This window comes from Microbacterium sp. Bi128 (assembly GCF_918698205.1).
This window is the reverse complement of record NZ_CAKKMM010000611.1, coordinates 1-2892: the sequence shown is the minus strand read 5'-3', so window position 1 is coordinate 2892 and position 2892 is coordinate 1. Positions and strand designations below refer to the sequence as shown.

General features: G+C 70.6%; 3 protein-coding genes. 1 reads left to right on the top strand and 2 read right to left on the bottom strand.

Annotation, left to right across the window (positions count from 1 at the left end; translation table 11 throughout):
- Window positions 1-1488: an MFS transporter gene (locus LQV45_RS23720; RefSeq protein WP_230009089.1), complete on the top strand. Its 1488-nt coding sequence runs from the start codon at window positions 1-3 to the stop codon at window positions 1486-1488.
- Here LQV45_RS23720 and LQV45_RS23715 read toward each other — a convergent pair.
- Window positions 1476-2033: a nucleoside phosphorylase gene (locus tag LQV45_RS23715; RefSeq protein ID WP_230009088.1), complete on the bottom strand. Its 558-nt coding sequence runs from the start codon at window positions 2031-2033 to the stop codon at window positions 1476-1478. The genes LQV45_RS23720 and LQV45_RS23715 overlap by 13 nt on opposite strands.
- Before the next feature lie 58 nt (window positions 2034-2091).
- On the bottom strand, window positions 2092-2892 hold an 801-nt coding region (locus LQV45_RS23710; RefSeq protein ID WP_230009087.1), incomplete at its 5' end, for an aldo/keto reductase.

Below are 2892 nucleotides of genomic sequence, written 5' to 3'. Positions count from 1 at the left end.
ATGCCAGAAGAACGCACGTCCCCGCACCCGCCCACACGAGACATCGACCTCTCGTCCCGCCACCGCTGGCGTGCCTACTGGATCGCGGTCTCCGTTGCCGCACTGACGATCCTCGACCTCACGAAGGTCAACGTCGCCCTGCCCTCGATCGAGGCTGCCCTGAACGCGGGCCCCACCGAGCTGCAGCTGGTGGTGTCCGGCTACATCCTGACCTTCGGACTCGTGCTCGTGCCCGCCGGTCGGTTGGGCGACCTGCGCTCGCGTCGGGTGCTGTTCCTGGTCGGTTTGTCGCTGTTCCTCGTCACGAGCCTCGCGTGCGCGCTGGCGCCGAACACCACGATTCTGCTGACGGCACGACTGCTGCAGGGGGTGGCCGCCGGCATCCAGATGCCGCAGGTGCTCGGTCTGGTGCAGCAGTTGTTCCAGGGCAAGGAGCGCGGTCGGGCGTTCGGCCTGTTCGGTGCGACCATCGGTATCGCCACGGCCCTCGGCCCGACGCTGGGCGGTCTGCTCATCGCCCTCGGCGGTCCGACCGACGGCTGGCGGCTCATCTTCTGGATCAACATCCCCCTCGTCGCGGTCGTGATCGTCCTGGCGGCGTGGCTGCTCCCCGACACCCGCACGAAGTCGCACCGTGCCCTCGACCTCGACCCGGTCGGGGTGGTGTTCTTCGCCCTGACGATCGTGGCGCTCATGTGGCCGTTCCTCTTCACGACCGGATCGCCCGACGACGATCCCCGGCGGTGGTGGCTGTTGGTGGCCTCGGTCGTCTTCGCGGCCGCGTTCGTCTTCTGGGAACGCCGCTACGCCGATCGCGGGCGGATGCCGTTGATGCCCTTCTCGATCTTCTCGCTCGCGTCGTACCGGAACGGCGTGCTGATCTCGACCGCGTACTTCTCGGCGGTCCCGGCGATGTTCCTGCTGGGCACGCTGTTCCTCCAGGGCGGGTTGGGCCTCGAGCCGGTCTTCGCCGGCATGGTCACGATCGGCTTCGCCGTGGCATCCGCCTGGAGCTCGTGGATCGGCGGCAACCTCGTCGCCCGTCTCGGACGCCCGCTGGTCGTGGCCGGCATCCTCGGCATGGTCGCCACGGCCGGAGCCTTGGCCCTGGTCGCGCTGATCACGCCGCCCGAGTGGACGCCGTGGGCGATGGCGGCGGTGATGGTGGTCGGCGGGTTCGCGGGCGGACTCGTCATCTCACCGAATCAGACGCTCACGCTCGCCGACATCCCGGTGTCCAGCGGCGGCGTCGCCGGATCCGTCGGCCAGCTCGGCCAGCGGATCGGCACGGCCGTCGGCACGGCCATCGCCCTGGCCCTGTTCTATGCCACGGTCTACCGCGAGCAGGGCGACCGCGACACGCTCGTGGTGTTCCACGACGCCTACGCGACCGGCATGATCGCGGTCGGGGTGTTCCTCGGTCTCGCGCTCATCGTGGGGGTCGCCGACCTCGCGGGTCGGGCCCGCAACGGCTCTCAGACGCCGTAGAGCTCGCGGAACTTCGCCCGCAGCTCATGACTGCACCGCTCGACGACGTCATCCCACAGCTCGGTCGCGCCGTCCTGAGCGCGGTCCGAGACGGCGCGGAGGATGCGGATCGGCACGTCGAACTGCTGGGCGACCCAGGCGAGCGCGTACGACTCCATGTCGACCATGCGGGCATCGAGGCCGCGGATGAGCGCCACGGCCTCGGCGTCGTCCACGAAGTGGTCGCCCGTGGCGATGACGACGCCCTCGGGGGCGATGTCCACCCGGGCGGGCAGGTACACGTGCTCGCCGAACGTCCCGTCCAGGCCCTTCACGTCGTGCTGGATCGTGGCGGAGATGTCGTAGATGCCGCCCTCGAGCTCGGGGTCGATGGCACCGGCGGTGCCGACGACGACGATCTCGTCGTACACGCCCTCGCACAGGGCACGCGTTAGCGCGTACGCGGCCGGGATCTTGCCGACGCCGGTGAGCAGCCGGTCGAAGCCGGGGATGTCGGGCTCGAAAGCGACGAATTCGGACGCGTGGGCGGCGACGAGGAGCTTCACCCCCTCATTCTCCCCGACGGCGGGGCCGCGCGACGCCGCACGACCCCGCCGGGGCTCCTCAGCCCTGGGCGGGGCGGGACGCGGCGTCGAGCCGCGTGAGGTCGTCGGGGGAGAGGTCGAGCGACATGCTCGCGACCAGATCGGCGACCTGCTCGACCTTCGACGCACTCGCGAGGGGCGCCGCCACGGTGGGCTGGGCGCGCAGCCACGCGAGCGCCGTCGTGGCGATGGACGCTTCGTGCGCGCGCCCGATGTCCTCGAGGGTGTCGATGAGAGCCAGCCCCGCCGGCGTCGCGAGCTTCGCGGCGCCGCTCGCGCGGGGCGAATCGCCCGCGGCATCCGTGGTCCGGTACTTGCCCGTGAGGAATCCGCTGGCCAGCGCGTAGTACGGGACGAGCGAGAGGCCGAACTCCTCGGCGACGGGGACGATCTCGCTCTCGACGGCGGTGCGATGGACCAGGTTGTAGTGCGGCTGGATCGCCACGGGCAGGTCGGCTCCGGCTGCTTCGGCGAGCGAGATCCACTCGCGGATGCGCGCGGCGCTGTAGTTGGAGACTGCGACGTAGCGCACGAGCCCGGCCGAGACGAGGTCGGCGAAAGCTCCCACGGTCTCTTCCAGCGGCGTCTCGGGGTCGTCGAAGTGCGCGTAGTACAGGTCGATCGCGTCGATACCCAGTCGCGTCAGCGACGCCTCGGCCGCGGCGCGCACGTTCGCCGCCGACAGGCCGCGGAACTCGGGGTGCGTGCTGACCTTGGTCGCCACGACGACGTTCCCGGGCTTCCGGCTCGCGAGCCATTCGCCGATGATCGTCTCGCTCTCGCCGCCGGAGTTGCCCGGCACCCACGCGCTGTAGCCGTC